General features: G+C 38.2%; 17 protein-coding genes. 13 read left to right on the forward strand and 4 right to left on the reverse strand.

What is annotated here, in order from left to right; genetic code table 11:
* Positions 1 to 10: 10 nt before the first annotated feature.
* Both BV11031_RS21710 and BV11031_RS21715 read right to left on the reverse strand, forming a co-directional pair.
* The gene (locus tag BV11031_RS21710; protein ID WP_010328810.1) at positions 11 to 1,162 is read right to left on the reverse strand and encodes a CDP-glycerol--glycerophosphate glycerophosphotransferase; all 1,152 of its coding nucleotides are present in this window, start codon (positions 1,160 to 1,162) and stop codon (positions 11 to 13) included.
* Between the two features lie 95 nt (positions 1,163 to 1,257).
* On the reverse strand, positions 1,258 to 2,031 hold the full coding sequence (locus BV11031_RS21715) for a WecB/TagA/CpsF family glycosyltransferase (protein ID WP_010328809.1): 774 nt from the start codon (positions 2,029 to 2,031) through the stop codon (positions 1,258 to 1,260).
* A 508-nt stretch (positions 2,032 to 2,539) separates the two neighbouring features.
* Here BV11031_RS21715 and tagD point away from each other — a divergent pair.
* From tagD to tagH, 6 genes are all read left to right on the forward strand, one after another.
* Complete coding sequence (gene tagD / locus BV11031_RS21720; protein WP_010328808.1) at positions 2,540 to 2,929, forward strand: glycerol-3-phosphate cytidylyltransferase; 390 nt, start codon at positions 2,540 to 2,542, stop codon at positions 2,927 to 2,929.
* A gap of 94 nt (positions 2,930 to 3,023) precedes the next feature.
* A complete protein-coding gene (locus BV11031_RS21725; RefSeq protein WP_010328807.1) occupies positions 3,024 to 4,214 on the forward strand; it encodes a CDP-glycerol glycerophosphotransferase family protein in 1,191 nt (396 codons plus the stop codon).
* A 35-nt stretch (positions 4,215 to 4,249) separates the two neighbouring features.
* Positions 4,250 to 7,471, forward strand: coding sequence for a CDP-glycerol glycerophosphotransferase family protein (locus tag BV11031_RS21730; protein WP_129551015.1), 3,222 nt, complete (start codon positions 4,250 to 4,252; stop codon positions 7,469 to 7,471).
* Between the two features lie 17 nt (positions 7,472 to 7,488).
* Complete coding sequence (locus BV11031_RS21735) at positions 7,489 to 8,703, forward strand: glycosyltransferase family 4 protein (protein WP_010328804.1); 1,215 nt, start codon at positions 7,489 to 7,491, stop codon at positions 8,701 to 8,703.
* A 208-nt stretch (positions 8,704 to 8,911) separates the two neighbouring features.
* On the forward strand, positions 8,912 to 9,739 hold the full coding sequence (gene tagG, locus BV11031_RS21740; protein ID WP_010328803.1) for a teichoic acids export ABC transporter permease subunit TagG: 828 nt from the start codon (positions 8,912 to 8,914) through the stop codon (positions 9,737 to 9,739).
* A gap of 19 nt (positions 9,740 to 9,758) precedes the next feature.
* Positions 9,759 to 11,342, forward strand: a complete 1,584-nt coding sequence (gene tagH / locus BV11031_RS21745; protein ID WP_010328802.1) for a teichoic acids export ABC transporter ATP-binding subunit TagH — start codon at positions 9,759 to 9,761, stop codon at positions 11,340 to 11,342.
* A 38-nt stretch (positions 11,343 to 11,380) separates the two neighbouring features.
* Here the strand turns inward: tagH and galU are convergent, their stop codons facing one another.
* The gene (gene galU, locus BV11031_RS21750; RefSeq protein ID WP_010328801.1) at positions 11,381 to 12,259 is read right to left on the reverse strand and encodes a UTP--glucose-1-phosphate uridylyltransferase GalU; all 879 of its coding nucleotides are present in this window, start codon (positions 12,257 to 12,259) and stop codon (positions 11,381 to 11,383) included.
* 342 nt (positions 12,260 to 12,601) lie between these two features.
* Here galU and BV11031_RS21755 point away from each other — a divergent pair, with 342 nt between their 5' ends.
* From BV11031_RS21755 to wecB, 4 genes are all read left to right on the forward strand, one after another.
* On the forward strand, positions 12,602 to 13,966 hold the full coding sequence (locus BV11031_RS21755; protein WP_010328799.1) for an alpha-glucosyltransferase N-terminal domain-containing protein: 1,365 nt from the start codon (positions 12,602 to 12,604) through the stop codon (positions 13,964 to 13,966).
* A 34-nt stretch (positions 13,967 to 14,000) separates the two neighbouring features.
* A complete protein-coding gene (locus BV11031_RS21760) occupies positions 14,001 to 15,521 on the forward strand; it encodes a glycosyltransferase (RefSeq protein WP_121643397.1) in 1,521 nt (506 codons plus the stop codon).
* A gap of 73 nt (positions 15,522 to 15,594) precedes the next feature.
* Positions 15,595 to 17,505, forward strand: a complete 1,911-nt coding sequence (locus BV11031_RS21765; RefSeq protein ID WP_026014459.1) for a glycosyltransferase — start codon at positions 15,595 to 15,597, stop codon at positions 17,503 to 17,505.
* A 22-nt stretch (positions 17,506 to 17,527) separates the two neighbouring features.
* Positions 17,528 to 18,670 (forward strand): non-hydrolyzing UDP-N-acetylglucosamine 2-epimerase, encoded by a 1,143-nt coding sequence (gene wecB / locus BV11031_RS21770; protein ID WP_010328797.1) that lies wholly within the window; start codon positions 17,528 to 17,530, stop codon positions 18,668 to 18,670.
* A 39-nt stretch (positions 18,671 to 18,709) separates the two neighbouring features.
* Here wecB and tagU read toward each other — a convergent pair whose 3' ends face one another.
* Positions 18,710 to 19,630 carry a polyisoprenyl-teichoic acid--peptidoglycan teichoic acid transferase TagU gene (tagU, locus tag BV11031_RS21775; protein WP_010328796.1) on the reverse strand — a complete coding sequence of 307 codons (921 nt, stop codon included), beginning with the start codon at positions 19,628 to 19,630 and terminating at the stop codon, positions 18,710 to 18,712.
* Positions 19,631 to 19,841: 211 nt separating this feature from the next.
* On the opposite strand from tagU, the gene BV11031_RS21780 reads away from it, so the two are divergent.
* The 3 genes from BV11031_RS21780 to BV11031_RS21790 all read left to right on the forward strand — a co-directional run bounded on the left by BV11031_RS21780 (position 19,842) and on the right by BV11031_RS21790 (position 23,922).
* Positions 19,842 to 20,165: a hypothetical protein gene (locus BV11031_RS21780; RefSeq protein WP_010328795.1), complete on the forward strand. Its 324-nt coding sequence runs from the start codon at positions 19,842 to 19,844 to the stop codon at positions 20,163 to 20,165.
* Between the two features lie 27 nt (positions 20,166 to 20,192).
* The gene (locus BV11031_RS21785; RefSeq protein WP_010328794.1) at positions 20,193 to 22,346 is read left to right on the forward strand and encodes a SpoIID/LytB domain-containing protein; all 2,154 of its coding nucleotides are present in this window, start codon (positions 20,193 to 20,195) and stop codon (positions 22,344 to 22,346) included.
* An 88-nt stretch (positions 22,347 to 22,434) separates the two neighbouring features.
* Positions 22,435 to 23,922: an N-acetylmuramoyl-L-alanine amidase gene (locus BV11031_RS21790; protein WP_010328793.1), complete on the forward strand. Its 1,488-nt coding sequence runs from the start codon at positions 22,435 to 22,437 to the stop codon at positions 23,920 to 23,922.
* Positions 23,923 to 23,985 lie beyond the last annotated feature (63 nt).

Consider the following 23,985-nt stretch of genomic DNA (forward strand, 5'->3'; position numbering starts at 1 on the left):
TATATAAAGATCAGCTTAATTTCTCATTTATATAGCTTAAAAGCTGCTTACTGGCATTCCCTATCGAGTACCGATTCCATTCACGTGAAAAGCGCTCCACTTCTGATTGGAGCTTGTCCATATCTTTCAGCTGGTCCAAGAGCATTTTTGAATCACGGCAAGGAACCCCGGGAATCACTTCTTTATAATTCCGTATTAAACCGCGGGTTCTGTTATAAGCCTCCATATCATACGCATAAAACAAAATGGGTTTGTCCAAGAGCGCGAATTCAAATGGGACTGAAGAATAATCTGATATTAACAGATCACCCATTTTCAAAAGGTCTGCAAGAGGGAGATCTGACACATCTTTTATCCACGCGCTATCTTCAGGTAATTCAGCAGAATGCTTCATCACAGGATGGAGTTTTACCGCAAGTACATATTCTCCTTTTAAGTCATGCTCCAGCTGCTTTTCTGAAAACGGCAGGGAAAAGCTTTCGAACTGATGGTCCCTAAAAGTCGGCGCATACAGCATGATTTTTTGGTCTGCCGGCAGATGATATTTGTTCTTAAGATCAATCCTGTTTTCCCGTGCCTCATAGTAAGCATCGGTTAAAGGCACACCGAACCGAAGAAATGGGTCACCTTTTATGTCGAAAAACTCCTTGAATATGCCAGCCATATGTTCAGAACCGACAACAATTCGGTCAAATGAAGCATACACTTTGCGAAAACGGCTTACATCAGCCCGCGAACGGTTCTGTGTGTTGACATCCTTTAACCCAAATCGCTTAAACGCCCCGTTTGCATGCCAAACTTGGATACACTCAATCTCAGGCCTGCTGGCCAAAACAGTTGTCAAAACAAAATAGTTGTCAACGATCACAGCCTTACTGCTCAGCATAGAAAAGACCGCTTTACAAATATGAAGCGGGTGTTTTTCGTTAATAACGGAAGCAGTAAGAGAAGGAAATTCTTTTTCCAGTGACTTGGCATGCTGGGTAAGCAGCACATGAATGGGAAATGAATAGTGTCCCTTCTGGTATTCCTTTAAGATTGCACGGGCATTATCAGGAAAGGAAACCAGAAGCGTCACTTCATTGCCCGGTTTGACCCAAAACAGCAATGTGCCAATGGTTTTGATGAACAAATAATAAAATAATGCAATCCAGGATTTCAATCTGTCATCAGCTCCAAAGGGCTGTCACAGATTGTCCTCAGGCCCAGCGAAAGATTCATGCATTTCATTACATACCATAACTCCTTTAAGGCCGATTACAGATGGCGTGATTGATCTTTGACCTGCCCCGTATATTGCGGCTTTGCTGCAGCTCGTTCATGCTTCAGCGTGGCTGTAACATACTTAGGAATGCTCAGCATTCTTCTCCAGCGCGCAGGATTGGTGATCAGCCTGTACATCCATTCAAGATGAAAACGGATAAAAAATGACGGCGCTCTTTTGACATTGCCGCTGAACACATCAAAGCTTCCGCCCAGCCCTGCAGCAACAGCCTGAGGGAATAAATGGCGGTATTGATGGATAAAGAACTCCTGATTAGGATAACCTAACGCGACAAATACCATATCTGGATTTGCGGCCGCAATCTGGTCCGCCACCTCACGTTGATCCTTCACATAGCCGTCAGAGTATCCGGCAATTTCAATCCCTGGATAATCACGTTCAACGCGCTCAATTGTCTGTTCAATGACATGTTTAGCAGCACCGTAAAAGAAAACGCGCTTTTTCTTTTGATTAGCTTTATCCAACAGCGACGTAAACAAATCATAACCGGCAATTCTGGATTGAAGCGGCTTCCCGATTAACTTCGAAACCATTACAACACCAATGCCATCCGGCAAAATAAAATCAGCAGACGAAAGAACCGCTTCATAACGCGGATTCTGCATCGCTTCAAATCCGATTTCAGGATTCGCTGTTACGATGAACGCACCTCTATTCTGGTCCAAGTATGACGTTTCTAAATGTGATACAAATGAAGTTAGTTCACCGTCTACAAAATCTAATTGATTAATGGGTTTTGTTTGCATCGTAACCAACCCTCCTTTTTCATCTACATGTCTATAAAAATCACGTGTCATTCGTATAGTTTCATTAAAGCCTCTTTGCCTGAAAACATCTTACTCTATCTTACCACAAAAATCTTTAGGAACTTTTAACATTCACATTACAATTCCTTCACGTTTTGACGATGAATTAATATGACAAGGGCGTACAGAATAAATGACGCAGCAGAAAGAAAATCGTTTCACTTAAAAGTGTGACAAAAGAATCAATTTTTCCACAAAAGAAAACTTGTTATAATGGAGATGGTTGAGACATTAGTCCTGCGAATTTATAAAACAATACAACGGTAATACCAAAAAATGCTTGCGATTGACATTTTTAAAGTGCCTTAACTTTTATAGGAACTTATGCTATTATTGTTCAATATTAAAGGTACGTGAAAATTATGTCGAAATTATAAACAATCTGTTAAAGGTTTTGGTTTTTTTCTGTTACTCTCAGTTGAAAACGCTTGGAAGGTGATGTTATCTAATGAAGAAAGTGATAACGTACGGAACATTTGATTTATTTCACTACGGACATATGAAGCTGCTGGAAAGAGCAAGAGATCTGGGTGACTATTTAATTGTAGGATTATCTACAGATGAATTTAATCTTCAAAAACAAAAAAAATCGCATCATTCATATGAACATCGAAAATTCATTTTAGAAACGATCGAATTTGTTAATGAAGTCATTCCCGAAAAAAACTGGGAACAAAAAATCTCAGATATTCAAAAATACGGAATCGACATATTTGTCATCGGCGATGACTGGGAAGGGAAGTTTGATTTCTTAAAGGAATATTGTGAGGTCGTTTACCTTCCAAGAACAGAAGGCATTTCAACTACCCAGATCAAAAAAGACATGGCTAGTTTATAGAAGCACTAACTAAAAGAGGCTTGAAGTAAATTCAGTTGCTTCTTTTTTTCTTGTTTGCGCAAGTATAAATTTTTCACTCTTTAAGGAGTTCATGATGAAATCTTTTATTTTTATAAAATGCAGAAGTTTATTAATCAGAGGCTATTCATTTCTTTTTAAGATTTTCTCTCTTCTGCCAAGAAACAACAAATTGATTTTGTTTGAAAGCTATTCTGGAAAGCAGTTTAGCTGCAACCCCCGAGCAATCTACGAATATCTGCAGGAAAATAAAGATCAATATCGTTATAAATTGATATGGAGCATTGATAAACGGTATTTGTCAGCATTAGAAGGTGTTGACGCGGCATATATAAAAAGGTTTTCTTTTAAATGGATTTGGTACATGGCAACAGCGAAATATTGGATTACAAACAGCCGTCTTCCTTTATGGATTCCAAAACCCAAAAATACACTGTATATACAAACATGGCACGGAACTCCGTTAAAAAAACTTGCCAATGACATGGACGAAGTACACATGCCCGGAACAACAACGGAGAAGTATAAACAGAATTTTTTGCGGGAAGCAAGCAAATGGGATTATTTGATTTCGCCTAATGCCTATTCGACCGAAATTTTTAAACGAGCTTTTCAATTTGAAAAACAAATCTTAGAGACTGGTTATCCGAGAAATGATTATTTATTTTCACCAAAAACTAATTTCGAGAAAAATAAGATAAAACAGAAGCTTGGTATAGGTATAAATAAAAAAGTGATTTTATATGCGCCTACGTGGCGGGATAATTTATATCATAAAAAAGGCGCTTATAAGTTTGATATACATTTGAATTTAAAACAACTAAAAGAACATCTAGGTGATGAATATGTTGTTGTACTTCGAATGCATTATTTAGTGGCTGATGTTATTGATTTAGAGGGTTTAGAAGACTTTGCATATGACCTGTCTAGATATAATGATATCCGTGAACTATATTATGTTTCAGATATCTTAATTACTGATTACTCTTCTGTATTTTTTGATTTTGGGTCACTTAAGAAACCGATCATTTTTTTTGTTCCTGATATTGATGTATATAGAGATAAATTAAGAGGGTTTTATTATAATTTTGAAAATGAAGCTCCTGGACCGTTATTGATGACTACAGAGGAAGTAATTAAATCTGTTGATAATGTAGAAAGTTTTGATTACGATGCTAACGATAAATATCAGAAATTTCACAGTAAGTTTTGTTATTTAGAAGCAGGCGAGTCAACAAAGAGAGTTGTAAAAAAGCTTTTTGGATAAACGATAATTCAGCAAGCAAAGAAAGGCGAGACTTAATGGACTACGGCATATATTTAATAAACATGAAAGTTGAAAATGAAAATATCGTATTTGATCTGATGTGTGAAAAAAAAGATTTTTATGAACACTTTTTCAGCAGGATAGAGAATGTTGCGCTTGCGACTTCTAACAGGCATATTGATCTCTTATCGAATATCTCTTTACTTAGCGATGAAGGCATTATGAAAGTTGTTATCCCATTAGATGAGCTTAAGTCTTGTTCGGATAAATCAGTTTTTAAACTAAAGCTTATTTTAGATAAAGATGAAGTTTTTATTGATATTCTAAATCAGTTAAATGATACTTTTAAACTAGTTATTGATGGATCTGTGTTAGAGTTTGCTCCTGGAGTGGATGGAATTTTAATGGCAAATAAAACAAGCCTTTCCGAATCGGCTTTTGTAATTGAAAATGTCCAAATGTCAGCAAATTCCACGACTTTTATTGGATCTCATACATTTTTGTTTTTAAATAGCTCTGTCAAATTCATAAAATGTTATTTAGAAAACGAGGCAACAAAAGAACAATTAATAATACCAAAGAACTCTTTGTTAATTTCAGAAGACTCAAGTTTTGAAATATCCTTAACACTGAATGGGTATCCTTTATATCAAGGAAACTGGTATTTTTATACCGAAGTGAAGATAGGTGAATATCAGTTTACAATTAAAGTGAAAACTGATATAGATACTGCTTTACAAACCAAAGAGATCTATACTGAAAATGGCGAACTATTTGTTCATAATGTTTCCCAGACTCAAAATAAAGAATTGCTAATTAACATTTCTAGGTTTAATGCAAAGTTAGTTCAAACGAAAATTCATCAATTAAGCATTGATAATAATGACCTTCATTTGAATTGTAAAATTACTCCAACTAGGGACGAACAGATTTTTATTAAACAGTTAGTGTTTATCAATAGAAAAACTGTAGATAAGCACATTATTCGTCTGCAGGAAAAAGATTATAATAACGGCTTTTTACAAGTAAGCATCCCTTTATTAACACAACGGTTTTTTGAAACTGATGGAATATGGGACGTTTATCTAGAGTTCGATACAAATGGATTAACAGTAAGTCAAAGATTATCATTTGATTCAGAAAATGATAAATCTACGGGTAAATTTATCAGTCTGCCAAAAACCATTTACAATTCTAAAGGATTCATAAAAAGAGCACGTATGTATGCTACTTTAGATAACAACTTGGCGGTTTTAATAAAAGATTCAGCAATTAATGGAGAAATATCTTATATACATCATGATGGTGTTGATTTAATAGTTAAAGGTTCTATAGAGGTTTTAGATAAGGAAATTGAAATTAAAAACGTTTTTTTAGCTAATGAAAGTGAGCAGAAAATTTATTTTATTAATAACCTAGAAAAAACTTCTTCTTGTTGGCATTTTGAGAGCAGGCTTAACATAAAAAAAACAGATATAGAGGCAATGAATCATTTTATTTTTGATTTTTATATTTCAATTCTTGTTAAGAATCAAGAATATGCTGTGAAGCTGAAGTCGAACTTAGATGATATTTTAGACAAATCACAATCTCATGTTTATCCGGAGTTTGTAATTAAAGATATAAAACCGTTCTCAATACAGCCCAAATTTAATCAATTAAATGAATTATCTTTTGTTTTTTCTTCATATATCAATGCTGAATGCACAGATATAATCAGTAAAAATAAAGAGATAGAAATTCATTTATCGATTGAAAAAAATCATTTGATATACGATAAAATGTATTTAAAGTTAAAAGATAAGAATAGCCGTTCGGTTCTGGTTGAACCTGCGTTCGAACAGGAGCAACAAGACTATAAAAAATTTGTATTTATATTGAATGAAGGCGAAGCTGGGTGTTACGGCTTGGAAAACCAAATGCAATACGATGTCGGTCTATGCTTATTAATTAGTAATAAGTATGTTGATTCATCAATAAACATAAAAAATTTAAAACTAATAAATAGTAAGTCAACATTTAAATCTGGTGCAATTAAAATTAATAAGTCTCTCTTTTTATCTGCTTTTATTGATAAAAGAAACGCTCTTTTAAAGCTAGAGATGAGAGATATAAAGGCTACTGAAAAGAAATTGGAAAAAATAAGATTCCTATTTGCAGGAGTAATAGCAAAAGTTTTAAAACCTTTTGCTAAAAAACCAGTGTGGTTTGTTGGAGAGAATTTAGGAGAAGTCGCACAGGATAATGGGTTTGCATTTTTTGAATACTGTGTTCAAAATAAAAATCAGGAAAAATACTACTATGTAAGTAAGAAAGATAATAAAAACCCTGGCAACATTTCGAAGTATCCGAAAAATATTATAACTTATGATAGTTTTAAACATCTCGTCTTTTATCATTTAAGTAAATATTTAATTGTAAGCCATGGTATTAGAGATGTAATTCCTAGTGTCATTCATAATAAAATGAGTGAAAATCCAAAAGATATTATTTATTTGCAGCATGGTATCATTGCAATGAAAAAATTGAGCTTTAATAGAAAATCATATAACAGTAAAATTAAAAAGTTTGTCGTTTCATCTGATCACGAAAAGCAGATTTTAGTGAAGGACATGAATTTTAAAAAAGATCAAATAATGGTAACAGGACTATCGAGATTTGACACGTTGATTGACGACAGTAAAAAGATGAAGTCTAAACAAATACTTCTTATTCCGACTTGGAGAGAGTGGATTGATGACTTTGAAAATTCTAGTTTTTATCTCAATTACAGTGGATTTTTAAATAATAAAAAACTGCATAAACTTTTAGAAGACAACAATATTATATTGAAATTCTTCATGCACATAGAATTACAGAAAAAATATAGTAATTATTTTGAAGATCTACACAAAAATATAAAATTAGTACAAGTAGGAGAAGAGAGCGTTAAAAGTCTTGTAAGTGAAAGCTCTCTAATGATAACGGATTACTCAAGCGTAGCTTTTGACTTTAATTACCTAGAAAAGCCTGTAATCTTTTATCAATTTGATCTACCTGATTATTTACATTACAGAGGGTCTTATATCAATTTAAAAACAGATCTATTCGGACAAACAGCTTATACAGATGGAAGTTTATTGGAAATCGTTCAAAAGCAAATTGAAAATGATTTTAAGTATGAAAAAAAATATAAGGTGAAGTCAAAGAAATTTTATAAGTATCAGGATAAACAAAATTCAGAACGTATTTATAACCAAATAAAATTGCTAAAATAGGAAAGGAGGACAATGGAGTGAAAATCACTTTTTTGGTTTACAATATTTATGGCATGGGTGGTACAGTGAGAACTGTTGCCAACACAGCCAATTATTTAGCTGCCCAAAACTATGATGTTGAAATTATAAGTGTTAGAAGAACAAGGGGTAAACCCATGTTTGACCTTGACAAGAGGATTAAATTAACACCCATATTTGATGCAAGAAGAGGAAAGCTCTTTGGCAAAAACACACCTTTATACAAGAAAATCATTAAAAGAATTTTAATGAAGATGCCAAGTGTGTTTATTGATAAAAATGAAGATCTATATCATATGTTTAATTTGTTTGTAGATCTTAAAATTCTAAAAAAACTTTCAGAAATTAATCAGGGTGTACTTATAACAACTATTCCATCTTTTAATTTCTTATCAGCTAAATTTGTTAATCGTAATGTCATCAAAATTGGCCAAGAGCACAAATTTTTTGGCGGGTATGAAAGGTCAATTCAAACGAAAATCAGAAAGTATTACAAAAAACTGGATGCTCTAACATGTTTAACTGATGCTGAGATTAATGATTATAAGCGTCTTTTAAATAACAACACCACAGATTTATATAAAATAGAGAACGCAACACACATGCCAAAAGAGAGCTCAAACCTTGTAGAAAAAACAGTAATAGCTGCTGGAAGATTTGTTCATGAAAAAGGTTTTGACCAATTAATTGATGCATTTGAAAAAGTGTCCCAAGAATATCCAGAATGGAGATTAAAAATTTTTGGTGATGGTGTGGAGAAGGATTCATTACGTCAAATGATATTCGATAAGAAGTTGTATAATAATGTTTTTTTAATGCCGAAAACAGATAATATTATCAAGGAGATGGCCAATTCCTCAATATATGCATTGAGTTCAAGAAATGAATCATTTGGAATGGTTATCATTGAAGCTATGTCCGTAGGGGTTCCTTGTGTTAGTTATTCTTGTATTGGTCCTGCTGAAATTATCAAAGATGGTGAAGATGGGTTATTAGTCGAAAGGAACGATGTAGACAAGCTAGCCGAATCTTTAACCACTTTAATAAAAGATGAGAGTTTGAGGAAAACAATGGGGAGAAATGCAAAGGAAAATGTGAAAAGATACTCATTTGAAGTTGTAGGATCAAAATGGGAAAATCTTTTGCATGAGCAAGAATTCAAAAAAAACAAAACTTCCTTGAAAAAGATTTATTCACAAATTGAGGTCCAATAGTGCTGTAATTAGTATTTCGAGACAATATCTCGAAATACTTTTTTGTTTTACTTTGGCTATCATTAAATAATTTGAGAGCATTTTTACTGATCTTAAACCTGCTATGATGTGAAAAAAACTCTATTATCTGTTACAATATTCACCGGTGCTTTCAAATTTCTTTAACCGAAAGATCCAAAAAATCATTTAAGTCTAAGGAAGATAAATAATGAATGCATTAGTAAGAATCGTAAAAGAGCAAGTGACATCGTTTCCTTTAATTTTGCGCTTGGCTTCGTATGAGACAAAGTCTCAGTATCAGATGAATTATCTTGGCGTATTATGGCAGTTTTTAAACCCTCTCATCCAAATGCTGGCGTACTGGTTTGTATTTGGTATGGGAATTCGCAACAGTAAGCCAATTTTAACGGGTGTCGGAGAAGTGCCTTTTATTGTTTGGATGCTGGCTGGTTTGATTCCATGGTTTTTTATTAGCCCAACTATACTTGATGGATCAAACAGTGTGTTTAAACGGATTAATATGGTCGCGAAGATGAATTTTCCAATTAGTTCACTGCCTTCTGTTGTGATTGCTTCAAATTTATTTAGTTATTTCGTAATGATGGGCATCTTTTTGATCGTACTTTTGACTAACGGAATTTATCCAAGCTTACATTGGATACAATATATTTACTACTTAGCCTGTATGATCATTTTTATGTTTTCATTCAGTTTGTTTAACTCGACGATAAGCGTCCTGGTACGCGATTATCAATTTTTGCTGCAATCTGTAACAAGATTATTGTTCTTTTTACTTCCGGTTTTTTGGAATATTTCAGAACAGCTTGGAAAAAATCATCCGAACCTTCTGCCAGTGCTTAAGCTGAACCCGATTTATTATCTGATAGAAGGGTTCCGGAATACGTTTTTAGACGGGCAATGGTTTTTCCAAGACATGAAATACACGCTGTATTTCTGGCTGTTCACATTCCTTTTATTGTTGGTAGGTTCTATCCTGCATATGAAATTTAGAGACAAGTTTGTTGACTTTCTTTAATACGTAAGGAGATTGTACGATGAAACTAAAAGTTTCGTTTCGAAATGTTTCAAAGCAGTATCATTTGTATAAAAAACAATCGGACAAGATTAAAGGGTTGTTTTTTCCAGCTAAGGATAATGGTTTTTTTGCTGTGCGGAATGTCTCCTTTGACGTGTATGAGGGAGAAACAATCGGCTTTGTAGGAATAAACGGGTCGGGGAAATCGACCATGTCTAACCTGCTGGCTAAAATTATTCCGCCGACCAGCGGTGAAATCGAAATGAACGGCCAGCCGTCGCTGATTGCGATTGCAGCCGGTTTAAATAATCAATTAACGGGCCGGGACAATGTCCGGCTCAAGTGTTTGATGATGGGATTAACCAATAAAGAAATTGATGATATGTATGACAGTATTGTGGAATTTGCCGAGATTGGCGATTTTATTAATCAGCCGGTTAAAAACTATTCCAGCGGCATGAAATCGCGTCTTGGTTTCGCGATCTCCGTGCATATCGACCCTGACATTTTAATTATTGACGAAGCGCTCTCCGTAGGGGACCAAACGTTTTACCAGAAGTGTGTAGACAGAATAAATGAGTTTAAAAAACAAGGAAAAACGATTTTCTTTGTCAGCCATTCCATCGGCCAGATTGAAAAAATGTGTGACCGCGTCGCTTGGATGCACTACGGCGAGCTGCGTATGTTTGATGATACAAAAACGGTTGTTAAAGAGTATAAAGCGTTTATTGACTGGTTTAATAAGCTGTCGAAAAAAGAAAAAGAAACCTATAAAAAGGAGCAAACGGAAGAGCGGAAGAAAGAAGATCCTGAAGCGTTTGCCCGTTTCCGTCAAAAGAAGAAAAAGCCGAAATCACTGGCAAATGCAGTTCAAATTGCTATTTTGTCTATTTTGACGGTCTTTACTGCAGGAACCATGTTCTTTAACACCCCGCTTCGAACCATTGCTTCGTTTGGCGCTATTCCCCAAAACGAAGTGAAGAACCATCATGGCGATGCAAAGGGAAAGACAGAGGAACGTTTAACCGCAGTCAATAAACAAGGGTTTATTGCTGATGAAAAAGCGTCTGTTTATAAGGATCAAGCTTTGAAACAGAAGGCTGACATGACACTGCCATTCGGTACCGAGGTGACGGTAGCTGCAAAAGGAAAGCAAGCAGTAAAAATAAAGTTTAACGGGCAGCCTTATTTTGTAAAGCAGAGCGCTGTTGCAACAAACGTAAAACATGCTGAGTTGCAGGCGGCGGCCTTTACGCCTTATGTTCCGCAAAACGCGGCTTCTTCCTATGAATACTTCCTGAAATTCTTGGGAGACAGCAGCACCAACATCCAATCGAAATTGAATGGATATACTGTAGGAGATACGGCTGACGGCAGAAAAACCCTGGATTTTGATTATGAAAAAATCAGCTATGTGCTGGAGAATGATAAAGCATCTGAGCTTATCTTTCATCATATTTCTCCCGTTACTCCTGCGTCATTATCATTAAGTGACAGCGATGTGTTATATGATGGCAAGAAGGATCGTTTCCTTGTCAATACAGATGATGAGGTCTTTGCGGTTGATAATGAAGAGCATACGCTGACCTTGATATCGAAATAAGAAAAGGCTATTGGATGAATGTCCAATAGCCTTTTTGTTTACACTTCTTCTTTGTTTAATAAGTTTTCCATAAATGGAACGAGTTGCTCCCGAAGCTCTTTATCCTGCATCGCAAACTCAAGAGTTGTTGTGATAAAGCCAAGCTTTTCACCAACATCATAACGCTTGCCTTCAAAGTCGTACGCAAACACTCTTTGAATTTCATTCAGCTTTTGAATGGCGTCTGTCAGCTGGATTTCTCCGCCGGCACCAACCCGCTGCTCCTCTAAGTACATGAAGATTTCAGGCGTGAATACGTAACGGCCTAAGATGGCAAGGTTAGAAGGAGCTGTGCCCTTAGGCGGCTTCTCAACGAAGTTTTTCACCTGATAACGGCGGCCTTCGCTTGTCAGCGGATCGATAATGCCGTAGCGGTGTGTTTCTTCTTCAGGCACTTGCTGAACACCAATAATAGAGGAAAGCGTTCTTTCGTACTCATCCATTAACTGGCGCAATCCAGGCTTTTCAGCTTGAACAATATCGTCTCCAAGCAGAACCGCAAACGGCTCATCACCGATAAAGTTGCGCGCGCACCAGACAGCGTGCCCGAGTCCCTTAGGTTCTTTTTGGCGGATATAGTGGATATCAGCCAGATTCGTAGCTTTTTTCACTTTTTCAAGGAGCTCAACTTTACCTTTTTCTTCTAGGTTTCTTTCAAGCTCAGGAGAGTAATCAAAATGATCCTCAATCGCACGCTTGCTTTTACCTGTGACGATAATAATATCCTCAATACCAGCTTCAACAGCTTCTTCAATTATGTATTGAATGGTAGGCTTATCAACGATAGGGAGCATTTCTTTCGGCATTGCTTTCGTAGCCGGCAAGAATCTCGTTCCGAGACCAGCGGCAGGGATTATGGCTTTACGTACTTTTTTCAATGTCAAAGCACCTTCCTTAAAAACAGATTTAGGGTTCAGCTTTGTGAAATGCTGATTATTTAAAATGTTTAAGTTTCTTTTCTCATCAATACCCTATTTTCATTAGGTTAAACACATTTAATCATATAAGAAAAACCAATTTTAAACAAGAGTCAATACAGTAACTTTGAGATCAAGGAATGACAGAAAATAATCCAATAGATAGGAAAAGCAGCTTGTGTTAATCAAAAATATTCCAGAGGTGTAACAACTCCTTCATGTATAGAGACAGCTCAGCAAAAATGATATAATGTAGTTCTGAAATTGTGACTGTACGAATTTTTTCGAAAGGTAATAAAAAAGATGACGATGAAGGTTTCTACCCCACAATTAGCATATGTTTGTTCAGGACTTCATACTGCAAAAAAGTTCAATATTAATATAATTGATTGGAATTATCAAATGGAAATTGTCACTTTGCATCATGAGCCTAATGGGCCTTCTTCTTTTAAAGATGCTGCTGTTATGAATATGTACAGCTACTTTAAAGGACCTGAACCTCAGAAAGTTAAAATAAAGCATCCGATAGAACAAGAAGGTTTAACATATATTCAAGAACCGAACAAGCCCATTTACCGCTATTATGACAATGGTCGTTATATCAAATATCAAAGGTTTACAGAAACAGGAGAACTTGTTGTCATTGATTACTTTAATGAAAACAGGCAAAGGTTTATAAGAGAAGAATATGATTTATCCGGCTATGTACACAGCTTAATATACATGGACCTGGAGACGAACAAACCGAAACAGCATCTTTATTTAAGAAAAGACGGCACCTGTTATATGACCAAATGGTATAAGAATAACGGAACAACTGAAAAAATTATTATTTTTGACGAAAAAGACAATATAGTCAAAGTATTGTCCTCAGAAAATGAACTCTATTATGAATTTCTGAGCCGCCTGATAAAAGAGAAGGAATATTTGTTCTTAACCTCAGAAGTGGGCGTATATAAAACATTGAAGTCTCTTTCTGCTGAATATTCTTCCATATATTTAGGTTTTATGGAGACGGATGAGATATTGGAAAATCCTGAAAAGGAAATAAGCTGCCTTCATGCTTTCGTGGCTCCTTCTTTGAAGAGATATCATGACACAATTGAAAAAACGGGGCCTCGCACAACTATTTATAATGTTTCTGAAGGCACATTTACCTGGAAAGGCTTTGTGGACAAACTCATTGATCAGGTGCCTTTTCATAACCAACTGAAAGATATGCATGTTAAGCTCTCAGCTGCAGAGTGGCAATCAAAATCCGATTTATATTTATCAGCCGAGGTCGACTTTAAAGGCGGCGTTCCGGCCCATTCTGTTGGCCGTTATCACATGTATTGGAAATTAAAAAATAAGAAAAGCGGCACTGAAAATACGTTTAACGCAAATGTAAACAGCGAGGAAGAGCTGATATTTACTGTAAGCGGTACGCTCCATGTTCTTTCTGTAGTAGATCAGCTATCCGCTTTAGAGTTGTATCTCTGTTGCGAGTGGGATAATAGCTTCTTTGCATCGAGTGTAGAAGTAACCGATCCGAAGAAACTTCCAGCCGCAGAACAAAGCATTTCAGGCTGGCGATTGAAATTGGAAGAAGAAAAAAATCATTTGTGTGTTCATACAGCCGAGGGTTTTCGGAGAAAATTAATGAAGCGGCTGTTCGCCAAAAAATAGCAGAGTAAGCTTTACCAGAAGAAGGAGCTTAAAAATGAGAAGGATCTTTTCACTAATATATGAAATAGACATTGAAAAAGGCGGCATTACAAGTTCTATGATGTCAAGATCTTTTACATTTGCGGAGCGCGGCCATAAAATCGATTTGGTCACGCTTGATTATAAAGAGAATTACGATCAAATTGAGAAAGTGCTGAAGAACGCTGGAAGACTCCATGCTGATGTTAATATCCTTAATATTTATGACGACTATAAAAATCAGCATAAACATATAAAAGTCGGGGATGAACAACAAAGCTATTATGAACAAAATCGTATTCGCTTTGAAGAACCCTATGCTGTTTATCACAATGAGGAAAAGTTAGAGACGGAATACTTCAAGAATGGTTTATATATCAAAAAGAAAAAGTGGGATGAATCGAATAACCTTTTATATGTAGATCATTTCAATGAAAATATGCAAATAACAAAGCGTGAATTCTTTCATGGCGCTTATGTAAATAAAACGGTGTTATTTGATACAAGAAGCGGAAAAATCAATCAAATTCACTACACAGCACCAGACGGTTTTTGTTATTTAACGGAATGGCATCATTTTCATACGGGAGCCAGCCAAGGAGTTATGGTGTTTGAGCGAGAAAAAAAAGAAGCTGTCTTTTTCAAAAGCAGGCACAAGTTTCATACACATTGGCTTGAGAAGCTATGTGAAAAAGAAAAAGACCCGATTATCATCTGTGATGGTGTCGGAAGTGCTTCAAAAGTAAATGAAATGCGTCAAGGATTGGCAAAACGATATTACTGTGTTCATTCAAATCATTTAGATTATCCACACACACTAGGCAGCAAAGTTCGGAAAAATCATCAATATGTGATGGAGCATATTAAAGATTATGACGGTCTGATCGTCTTAACGAATGAACAAAAAGAAGATATTATGAAGGATTTTGAGTCGGACCATAATATTTTTGTTATTCCCCATGCTCCAAGAAGGCTGGAGAAGCTAAAAACGTATGAAAAGAAGAAAAACGAATTTGTCATGGTGGCCAGATATCATGAGGAAAAAGGGATCGATAAGGTGATAAAAGCAATGGGAATTGTAAAAAAATCGCGTCCTGAAATTGTCCTTCATATTTATGGCAGCGGTCCGGGCCACGAGGAATATCAGCAATTGATCAATGATCTTAAGCTGGATAATGTGCATTTAAAAGGTTATATCGCAAATCCTGCCCCATTTTATCAGCAGGCGCTTGCCACTTTATTGACATCAAAATTTGAGGGTTTCAGTCTTGCCATTTGTGAATCGTTTTCTTGCGCAACCCCGGTGATCAGTTTTGATGTGAAATACAGTCCAAGAGAGCTCATAAAAGAACACGAAACGGGCATGCTTGTAGAACCTGATCATATTGAAATGCTTGCTGAAAGCATCATTTATATGTACGACAACCCTGATAAAGCCATTCAATATGGAAAAAACGCAAAGAACTTAATGGATACAGAATATAGTGAAGACCGGTTGTTTGAAAGATGGGAAAAAGTATTTGAAATGACGAAATAGTGCATTTTATACCATGTTTGTTCATTATATGAGCTTTTGTGAAGAAATAGAAGCGGATAAGGATAGAGGTGTCATGTTGAAAATTACTGCAGCAGTACCCACATACAACTCAGAACAGTTTATCTCCCGCTGCCTGGATAGTCTGGTTCAACAAACGATGCCGAATAATGAGTACGAAATTATTTGTGTAGATGATTGTTCTCAGGATGGCACGGTTTCAATTTTGAAAAAATACAGTGAACAGTATTCTCATATAACGGTTATAGAACGAAAGGAAAACTCGGGAGGGCCGGGCGAACCAAGAAACCAAGCGATACGCGCAGCCAACGGAGAATACATCTTTTTCATTGATTCCGATGATTATCTTGGTATTGAATCATTTGAGAGAATGTATCAATTTGCCAAACAGCATGATTCTGACATTGTGCTAGGAAAAATGGTCGGTGTGAACGGCAGATCAGTCCCGCAAGCTATTTTTAAGGAAACAAAAGCTGAGGCGGATCTTGTTACATCACCGCTTGTCTACTCCATTGGCCCGACAAAGCTTTTTAAAGTTTCATTGCTTAGAAATCATGACATCTATTTTCCCTCTAACATACAAGCGACTGAGGATCAGGTGTTTGTCATGAAAGCTTATTTAGAAGCGAACAAAATTTCTGTCTTGGCCGATTATGATTATTACTACGCTGTACAGCATGACGGCGTGCATATGACATTTGCATATGTGGCGCCTCAAAGCTATTATGGCGCAATGAAGGTTATTATAGATATGATCAGTGAGAGCCGTCTATCGCCTACAAGGAAAAAGAAGTTTTTGGCAAAGTTTTTAAATCGCCATTTTGACTTTTCTAGAACAACGGACTTTACCGTCACAATCGAGGATGAGCAGGAGCAGCAAACATGGATGAAAGAGCTGCACGATTTTGTTGACCAAACTATCCCGCGGGAAATTGATAAGCTTGTTCATTCTCATACACGGTTAAAATTATACTTTGTACGTCATAATGACTTAAATGGCTTGAAGCAGTTTGAAGCTGATAAAGAAAATATGACGCAATTTACGTCTGTTCAAAATGGTCATATCATAGCAAACTATCCAAGCCTTATGCCGTATCATTTAACAGAGAACGAACGAATCGTTGATGACAGAAACAAACTCAGTCATTACGTGAGCGATTTTCAAATGAAGAATAACACCTTTTTATTAAAAGGAACGGTTACACACTCGGCATTACAACCAGAGCATCAAGAGCTGCAAATGTTATCTGGCATCTGGGTGCACCGTGAGAGAAAAACTGAAAAAGTCATTTCCCCGGTGTATGCCAATGGCGGAGAATTTGAGTTTCTCACGAAGTTTACTGATTTGGCTGTTCATGAAGGAGATATTGGTGTTTGGGACTTCTTTATTGAATCAGAGATTGACGGATACACAAAGCGCGCCCGAATTGGCAACAGCAGAGAAAAGTATCCCTATCCAAAGCATGCTAAATATATTGGGAATAACGGAAAATATGCTTTTAGCGCAAGGCCTTATTTTACAAAACCATATGATAATCTGTCAGTCGATATCAGAGAACAGGAAGATTTGAAAGTCGAAATCAGAACGAGTGAGTCTGATGAGGATTTAATGTTTGTATTTCCTGGAAGCCAATTGTTTTTCCCGAAGCGTTCTTTATTGCTGCTGGAATTTAAAAACCAAGAGTTTTTAATCCCAATCAATAAACAAATCAGTTCCGCTAAAGAGACAGTGATCCAGATTGACCGGAATCTTGTGGAACAAAAATTTGCCCCTGCTCATTTGCAAAACACCAATATCGCCTTATCTATCAATTCATATAAGACGGCATTGGTTCCAAAAAAGGATGTCAGCGTATACTTTTGCAGTAAAAATATTGAAAAAAAGCTATGGTGCTTTAAAATAAAGAAGAAAGTAGACCTATATATACAGTCAGACGAATCAACATTTTATCTGACAGCCCGTTAAACAAAGAAACCAGGTGACAAATATGAAAAAACTAAAAGTCATGACCGTCTTCGGGACCAGGCCTGAGGCGATCAAGATGGCACCGCTTGTGCTTGAATTGAAAAAATATCCTGAAATAGATTCCTATGTGACGGTCACTGCCCAGCATAGACAGATGCTCGATCAGGTGTTAGATGCGTTTCACATCAAGCCTGATTTCGATTTGAATATCATGAAGGAGCGGCAGACGCTGGCAGAGATTACGTCCAACGCGCTTGTGAAATTGGATGAACTGTTCAAAGACATCAAGCCTGATATTGTGCTTGTCCATGGTGATACGACGACGACCTTTGCCGGAAGCCTTGCCGCCTTTTATCATCAAATCGCTGTCGGCCATGTGGAGGCCGGGCTCCGTACGGGCAATAAGTATTCACCGTTTCCGGAAGAGCTCAACCGCCAGATGACAGGAGCGATTGCTGATTTGCATTTTGCGCCGACAGGCCAGGCAAAAGAAAATTTATTAAAAGAAAATAAAAAGGCTGATTCTATTTTTGTGACAGGAAATACAGCGATTGACGCACTTCGTACAACGGTGAGGGACGGCTATTCGCATCCTGTTCTCGATCAGGTGGGCGAGGATAAGATGATTCTGCTGACCGCGCACCGCCGGGAAAATTTGGGTGAGCCAATGGAAAACATGTTCAAGGCCATCCGCAGAATTGTTGAGGAATGTAACGATGTACAGGTCGTTTACCCTGTGCATCTGAATCCTGTTGTCCGGGAAGCCGCCCAGAAGCATTTTGGAGATTCTGACAGGGTGCACCTGATTGAACCTTTGGAAGTCATTGATTTCCATAACTTTGCGGCAAAATCGAATTTTATTTTGACAGATTCGGGCGGCGTGCAGGAGGAAGCGCCATCTCTGGGGAAACCAGTGCTTGTGCTGCGCGATACGACGGAACGGCCAGAAGGAGTAGAAGCAGGTACGCTGAAACTAGCGGGAACGGATGAGGAAACCATTTATAAGCTGGCAAAACAGCTGTTAACTGATGCTGACGAATACAAGAAAATGTCCTACGCTTCTAATCCATACGGAGATGGAGAGGCTTCCCGCCGGATTGTGGAGGAATTGCTATTTTATTACGGATACCGGAAAGAGCAGCCGGATTCATTTGCAGGCAAATAAAAAAGAAGCTTTGCACACTGTGCAAAGCTTCTTTTTGTTTTAGCTATCCAGATTTTCCTTCAGCTCTTTTGTGATATTGGAAAGGGCGGTTTCATCAGCTTGGTAGTAGTAGATGCCGTTGATTTTTGTGCCGTCGCCTTTCAGTTCGTGCTGCTCAATATTTTTGCGCGCGCCCTTGTAGTCGGACTGGATATCCCACATGTCATCAAAGGTCAAGTTCGTTTTCACATTATCTTCAACCACTTTGAACATATCTCCAAATTTCGTAATGGAAGAGATATTCGCGCCTTTATTAATGATTCCTTGAATGACTTGGCGTTGGCGGTCCTGACGGCCAAAATCGCCTCTTGGATCTTCTTTTCTCATCCGGCTATAGGCGAGCGCCTCTTTGCCGTTTAGCGTGATTTCGCCTTTTCCGAATGAATAACCGTCATAGCTGAACGCGAATGTGCTGTTAACTGTAATGCCTCCAAGTGTATCAACAACGTCTCTAAAGCTTTCCATATTCACTTTCACGAAATAATCTACTGGAACATCGAGGAAGTTTTCAACCGTATCCACTGTCATCTGCGTACCGCCGTATGCGTATGAATGGTTGATTTTATCCATTGTGCCTTTTCCGATTATTTTGGTATATGTGTCACGCGGAATGCTGACCATGTCAGTTGTATTCGTTTTTGGGTTAACAGTCATATAAATGAGCGTATCGGCACGGCCTACATCTCCGTCGCGTTCATCTACACCCATAATTAAGACGGAAAACGGATCTTTTTTATTGATGTTGACCTCTTTATCCCTTTTTTTAGATTTATCAATACTCTCATGAATACTTGCCACAGTTGAAGCAGCTTTATGCCATAAGTAGTAGGCATAGCCGCCTGTTCCGAGCACCAAAACAGCCACAATGGCTAAAATGACAAGTAATGCCTTTCTTTTTTTCTTTCTTTTTTCAGCTCTCATATAAAGTCCTCGCTTTTTTGTCATCTAGTATGATTATAAGTTTCTTAATATTTGAAAACAACTAAAATTTGTCTAGTTCTTTACAATAGACGGCTGCTTGTAACAAATGTTTCGGTATTTTAAGAAAATCCGCAAAAACTTTTCGTTGTTTCGAAAGATATCTTAAAATAAGCTTAAAATTGTCGATAAAAACAGGAGAGGTGATATAGGAATGAAAAAACTTGCTATTTTAATGTTCTCAATGCTGCTTCTATTATCTGCTTGCGGCACAGCTGAGAACTCATCAGGTTCAGAAACAAATTCAGATAGCCAGGATGCGGCTGCTGAAGAAACTGTAACGAAGGAAGGCACGTTTGCCGGTTTGGCGGACAGCCATACGATTGCAGTCGATATTGATGGTAAAGAAACAATGATTCAGGTTGGTTCAGACCTTCAGGACAAAATGAACAGCATGTCAGAAGGACAAAAAGTGGATGTCGAATACACAAAAGATTCAAATGGCGTCTTAACGCTAAAGAGTCTTGAGACGAAGTAATAAAAACTTCTTAGGGGGTTCTATGTTTTGAAAAAAGTGAAGCTCTTGCTTCTTGCGTCAGTCACTGCGGCGGCTTTTGCATGCCCGGCGTTTATGCAGTCTGCGAAAGCCGCTGATAAGACTATTTCGGTGAAGCTGAGTAATTATGTAGGCAACAAATCAAGCTTGAATGTCGATATCACTGGCGGCTATGAAATTCCCGGCTCAAGAATTGCGGATACAGAGCGATACGGGGGGGCTACCCGTTTTGACGTTGCCAATCATGTAGCGTCAGCCGGCTGGACAAATCCAACGACTGTGGTCATTGTGAATCGAGACGCTTTTGCCGATGCGCTCTCAGCAACACCGCTTGCCAAAAAATACGACGCGCCGATTTTATTAACAGACGCAGGTTCGCTAACACCCAAAACAGAAAGTGAAATAGCAAAACTAAATCCTGACAACATTCTCATCATTGGCGGGACAATCAGTGTTTCTAAAAATGTAGAAAATACATTGAGAAAATATGGTTCTATCGATCGGATTGGCGGAGCAACCCGTTACGAGGTTTCCAAAAACATAGCCGATCGAATGGGGAATTACAGCCAGGCAGTAGTGGCTACAGGCATGGTCTTTACAGATGCCTTGTCAATCGCGCCATATGCTGCAATGAACGGTTATCCGATTTTACTTGCGGGAGACAACAACATCCGCAGTGATTACAAAATTCCAAGTAAAGTAACAATTGTCGGCGGTCCGTTGAGTGTCAGCACTGGCGTGGAAAGCACATTAAAAAAACAGGCGGCTGTGAAGCGGATTGGCGGGGTTTCCCGGTATCAAGTATCTGCCAATATCGTAAAAGAATTAAATATGAAAGCGACAAAGGTCTTCATGTCAAACGGTAAAACCTTTGCGGATGCTTTAACGGGATCAGTACTTGCAGCGAAGCAAGGCAGCCCTTTACTGTTGGTTGAATCCGGCAGCCTCCCGTCACCAGTCGCTGATGTGGTGGCGTCAAAAGGAACTCAGTCATTTGCACTCCTTGGGGGAAACATCTCCGTGAGTGATACGCTAAAAAATAAACTGGCAGATACTTTCTCAGGATCTGGATATTCAGTTAAGCTATCAGGCGGAAACCTGGTACTTTATAAAAACAGCACTGCTATCAAGACGCTTGGAACTTCTTTCACAGCAAATCCTAAAAAATATGCAACGACTAATTCCATCAGTCTGAATGGAAAGCCGTATCTTGGAAATATGAAATTCACGATCGAGTCAGGCAAATATGTTCGTCCGATCAATGTGAATATTCCTTTCGAAGATTACTTAAAGGGTGTTGTACCTCATGAGATGCCGGCTAGCTGGCAAAAAGAAGCACTTAAAGCTCAAGCTGTCGCTGCCCGTACCTATTCCATCAGATCGGCCGGAAAAGAAGTACAAGACACCACCGCTTTTCAGGTATATGGCGGATATGACTGGAATTCGAGAACGTCAGAGGTTGTAGAAGCCACAAAAGGAAAAGTGTTGAAATACAACGGCAATTTGATTTCAGCTACGTATTCATCAAGTAACGGCGGGTACACAGAAGCAAGCGGCGAGGTGTGGAGCAGCCAGCTTCCTTATTTAATCGCCAAAAAAGACTCCTATGACCCGCAGAGAAGCTGGTCTCTGTCATTAAATAAAACCCAGCTTGATAAAAGCAGCTTGAATCTTAAAAGTCCGGGATCTTGGTGGGGCACTAAAAATGAAATCAACTCCGCGTATTTGAGCGGTTTGAAAAGCTGGTTTATCAAAAACAAATACAGCAATGCCGAGTCTATTAAAATCACGAAAATATCCAGTGTGACATTCAGTACGGCAAAAACTGCCGGTCAGCGGCCGGAAACAGCAAGTGTGACATTCTCTTATTTCGTGAAAGAAAAATCAAATGGCTACATTCTTTCAAATGGAAGCCTGAGTGAAAAAACAGCAACAATTTCTGTACCTGCGACACAGCTGAGAACGATGCTTGGCGCTTCAAATATGAAGAGTACATACGCTTCTGTCTCAAGCAATACGAATGCCTTTCTCATTAGCGGTAAGGGATATGGACACGGCATAGGCATGAGCCAATATGGAGCGAATGCCAGAGCGGCTGCAGGACAATCGTATACAACAATTTTAAGTTTTTACTATCCGGGAACGACTCTATCAACCTATTAAAAGATTGGTAGAAGTTCAAGGGGGCGATATGCCTCCTTCGTTCGTTATTTGATTTATGAATCATTATCAATCTTTGGAGGGACTATCTTTGCGGATCTTTCTTAAAAGCTTACCAATCTTGATATTGGGAGTCGTGTTGTTTGTACCAAATGCTTTTGCAGCCAACTCTGTCACAAGGCTGGATGGAGCAAGCAGATATGAGGTTGCTGTGAATGTGTCAAAACAAGGCTGGAGCAGTGCGAGCACAGTTATTGTGGCGAACGGAACAGCATATGCCGACGTATTAACTGCCGCTCCTCTGGCTTATAAATACAATGCTCCAATTCTATTGACGGAATCATCCAAGCTGACAACACCGACCAAAGACAGAATCAGCCAGCTCAAACCGAGCAAGGTTATCGTCATTGGCGGAACGATCAGTGTTTCCAACAACGTTGTAAGTGACATTAAAAAATTGGGTGTTTCCACTGTGGAACGGATCGGCGGAAGAAGCCGCTATGAAGTTGCCCAAAATATTTCAAAAAAATTGTCTTCAAATTCAAGAGCGGTCATCGCAAATGGAACGGCATATGCCGACAGTCTGGCGATCGGCTCTTATGCCGCTCGCAATGGTATCCCGATTCTGTTAACAACGGCAAGCTCAATTCCAACACCGACAAAAAATGCGATGAGTGGAAAAGGAACAACTTCGACAATCGTGGTCGGAGGAGCAATCAGTGTGTCTAATAGTGTTTACAGCCAGCTGCCTTCACCAACAAGAATTGGCGGAAACAGCCGTTTTGAAGTGGCTGCGAACATAGCGAAGAAGTACTATTCTTCATCAAAGGCTGCATTTGTCAGCAATGGCTATAAATATGCCGATGCTTTAGCCGGTTCTGTGCTGGCGGCTAAGCAAAATCGTCCAATGCTGTTTACAGATGCCGGTTCACTGCCGACTGCCACAAGAACAGTCATCGGATCAAATAGCAAGAACACATTCACTGTACTGGGAGGAACCATTTCAGTTACAGGAAATGTCACGAACCAGCTGAAAAATGTCATTGTAGGCAAAAAGATATTTGTGGACGCCGGACACGGGGGATACGATAGCGGAGCGGTCGGTAATGGTTTAAAGGAGAAAGACGTGAACCTTGCCGTAGCAAAGCTTGTAAACAGCAAACTGTCTAAAGGCGGGGCTGTTCCGGTTATGGCTAGATCTACAGATTTCTTCTTAGAGCTTTCTGAGCGGGTTGCTAAAGCAAAAAGCAATCGTGCAAATCTGTTTGTAAGTATTCATGCCAACTCAGCAGTCTCTTCTGCAACCGGTACCGAAACATTCTATTATACAAAGTATGAGTCAGCAAACAGCAAACGTCTCGCGACCGAGATCCAAAACAGGCTCTACAAAGCGCTCAATACTCAAAATCGCGGCGTGAAAATCGGTAATTTCCATGTGATCAGGGAATCAACGATGCCGAGCAGTTTAGTGGAATTGGCATTTATTTCAAATGTGAACGATGCAAGTAAGTTGAAAAGTGCTTTGTACCAGGAAAAAGCAGCTCAAGCGATATATGAAGGAATTATCGGTTATTATTAGGAAAAATGATTCACAGTTTTATACATTCATACAGCTTGCCGGCAGAACCCATCAGGAGTTGCC

The sequence above is a fragment of the Bacillus vallismortis genome (assembly GCF_004116955.1).
In the GTDB taxonomy this organism is placed as follows: domain Bacteria; phylum Bacillota; class Bacilli; order Bacillales; family Bacillaceae; genus Bacillus; species Bacillus vallismortis.